Origin of the sequence: Spirillospora sp. NPDC049652, from assembly GCF_040675125.1 — a bacterium.
Lineage (GTDB): Bacteria > Actinomycetota > Actinomycetes > Streptosporangiales > Streptosporangiaceae > Spirillospora.
In genome coordinates this window covers 1-2743 of sequence record NZ_JBFAOF010000936.1, presented here as the reverse complement: position 1 = coordinate 2743, position 2743 = coordinate 1, and the positions used below count along the sequence as shown (strand labels likewise).

Here is a 2743-nt window from a genome sequence, read left to right as displayed (position 1 = left end):
CTCGGCGTAGGCGTCGCGCAGCACCCGGGCCGCGCCCACCCCGCGTCCCGTGGCGATCGACGGCCGCCGGGCGTAGGCGTAGACCAGGCGCAGCACGTTCGGGCGGCCCGCCGTCAGGTGGAACCCGGCGGACCGCTTGACTGCGCGGGCGAGCACGTCCGCGCCGGAATGGGGGGATCCCAGGATGAACACGGGACGGCGGACCTTGGTCCCGTTGATCACCAGGATGTGCGGCGTCGACCTCATACGTGACCCCAGTTTCTCACTCCGCGGGCCGTCTCCGGTCCGCCACGCCAGAGCGGGGGCGGCGTGTTTCTCCCGGCAGGGGGATTCCCAGCGGACGGCGGTCCGAACGGAACGGTCGGAACCGGGGCGCACCGGCCCTAGTCTGGTGGCATGGCAGCAGCATCCCCCGGGCCCGGGCCGGACGGCATGGCGCGCGCCGGGGCGCTGATGACCGCGGCCCGCCGGATCACCGTGCTGACCGGGGCCGGGATCAGCACCGACAGCGGCATTCCGGACTTCCGCGGTCCGGGCGGGGTGTGGACCAAGGACCCCTCCGCCGCCGCGATGTCGACCATCGGCGCCTACATCTCCGACCCCGAGGTGCGCCGCCGCGCCTGGCGGTCCCGGCTGGACCACCCCGCGTGGGACGCCCGGCCCAACGCCGGCCACGCCGCGCTGGTGGCGCTGGAGCGCGCCGGGCGGCTGCGCGCCCTGGTCACCCAGAACATCGACGGCCTGCACCAGCGGGCCGGGTCCGACCCGGCGCTGGTGCTGGAGATCCACGGCACGATGCGCGAGGCCGAGTGCCTGTCCTGCGGGCTGCGCACCCCGATGCCGGAGGTGCTGGCGCGGGTCGAGGCGGGCGAGGACGACCCGCCGTGCGCCGAGTGCGGCGGCCTCCAGAAGTCGGCGACGATCTCGTTCGGGCAGGCGCTCCGCGAGGATGTGCTGGACGCCTCGGTCGCCGCCGCCCGCGCCTGCGACCTGCTGCTGGCCGTGGGCACGTCGCTGACCGTCCACCCGGCCGCCGGATTGTGCGGCGAGGCGGTGGAGGCCGGCGCCCGGCTGGTGATCATGAACGCCGAGCCGACCCCGTACGACCCGATGGCCGACGCGGTCGTCCGCGCCCCCATCGGCGAGGCGCTGCCGCGGCTGGTCGCCGAGCTGACCGGCGGCCCCGCCGCCGCCCCGGCGGACGGCCCTGCGGACGGCGCGGCGGAGGGCCCGGCCGGCTGACCGGGGCGCCGGGGCGCACGGTCGCGAACCGTTGGCACGTCGTGACCAACGCGCCCCTTCCATCAGAGGACATCTCCTGACAAGCTCTAGGGATCGCGGTGCGAGGAGGGAACGGGTTGAGCAGCGGGGGCGCTCGCGAAACGGATCGGGCGGGCCGTGACGGCATTCCTGACTCCCGGCCCCGCAGGCATGTCAAGCTCCGTCCGGGCGACCGGGTGGCGGTGATCGCCCCCAGCGGCCCGGTGGATCCGGACCGCCTGGCGGCGGGCTGCGCGCTGCTGCGCGGCCTCGGCCTGGACGTCACGGTCGGCAAGCACGCCCTCGACCGCGTCAACCTCGACCACGGCCCCGTCGTGCGCGACGACCGGCACCGGCTCGCCGGCGCCGACGCCGACCGCGCCGCCGACCTGACCGACGCCTGGTGCGACCCCTCGGTCCGGGCCGTGCTGTGCGCGCGCGGCGGCTACGGCGCGACCCGCCTGCTCGACCACCTGGACTGGACGGCGCTCGCCGCCGCGACCGGCCCGGAGCCGAAGATCCTGCACGGCTCCAGCGACGTCACCGCGCTGCACGCCGTGTTCGGCGCCCGGCTCGGCGTCACCACGTCCTTCGGCCCGATGGCCGCCGCCCAGATCCTCGCGGCGCCGGCCCCCGGAGAGGACGGCGAGGGCGCCCTGGCCGGCCTGCGCGCCGCGCTGTTCGGCAGTGGAACGATCGAAGCGGCCGGCACCTCGGTGATCCGGGACGGCCGCGCCGAGGGCCCCCTCACCGGCGGCACGCTGTCGCTGCTGACCGCCCTGCTCGGCACCCCGCACGCCCCGCCCCCGGCCGCCGGGCGGATCGTCTTCCTGGAGGACGTCACCGAGGAGCCCTACCGGATCGACCGGATGCTCACCCAGCTGCTCCAGTCCGGCTGGCTGGACGGCGCGGCCGGGTTCGCGCTCGGCTCCTTCCACGACTGCGGCGATCCCGCCGAGGGCGAGGCGCTGCTCGCGGCCCGCCTCGCCCCGCTGGGCGTGCCGGTGCTGGCGGGGCTGCCCGCCGGGCACGGCCCGCGCCAGCTCACCCTCGAACTCGGCGCGCCGGCCGTCCTGGACACCGGCGCCCGCCACCTCCTCGGAGGCATCGGATGACCGGACGGCACGCCCGGCACGACCCCGCGGCCGACGGCACGCTCGACTCACTGGTGGTGCTGGTCGCCGAGAGCCTCGGCTACAGCTGCCGCGCGGTGGCCGGCGACGTCATCCTGCTGGAGGGCCCGACCCGGCTGCACGTCGGGATGCGGGACCTGCGGCAGATCGCCCGGCTGGTGCCGCGCGACGACTGGCCCGCGCTGGTGTCGGACCACATCACCACGCTCACCACCGCGCTGGAGGAGCCGCTCGACCTGTCGGACTTCGACCTGGCCCAGCACCTGCTGCGCACCCGGCTGTACCAGAGCGCCGCCGACATCGGCGGGCTGGCGGCCCGGCCGTTCGCGCCGGGGCTGATCGAGGCCGTG

Annotated in this window: 2 protein-coding genes and 2 pseudogenes; 3 read left to right on the top strand and 1 reads right to left on the bottom strand. The window is 76.4% G+C overall.

Annotated features, from left to right (window positions below; translation table 11 throughout):
• Positions 1 to 246 (bottom strand): annotated as a pseudogene (locus AB0J52_RS35080) (sulfotransferase); the annotation flags it as partial.
• A gap of 150 nt (positions 247 to 396) precedes the next feature.
• Between AB0J52_RS35080 and AB0J52_RS35075 the strand changes: the two are divergent.
• The 3 genes and pseudogenes from AB0J52_RS35075 to AB0J52_RS35065 form a co-directional block, all read left to right on the top strand.
• A complete protein-coding gene (locus AB0J52_RS35075; protein ID WP_500187209.1) occupies positions 397 to 1242 on the top strand; it encodes an SIR2 family NAD-dependent protein deacylase in 846 nt (281 codons plus the stop codon).
• A 221-nt stretch (positions 1243 to 1463) separates the two neighbouring features.
• The gene (locus AB0J52_RS35070) at positions 1464 to 2375 is read left to right on the top strand and encodes a S66 peptidase family protein (protein ID WP_500187207.1); all 912 of its coding nucleotides are present in this window, start codon (positions 1464 to 1466) and stop codon (positions 2373 to 2375) included.
• Positions 2372 to 2743 (top strand): annotated as a pseudogene (locus AB0J52_RS35065) (hypothetical protein); the annotation flags it as partial. The gene AB0J52_RS35070 and the pseudogene AB0J52_RS35065, both read left to right, overlap by 4 nt.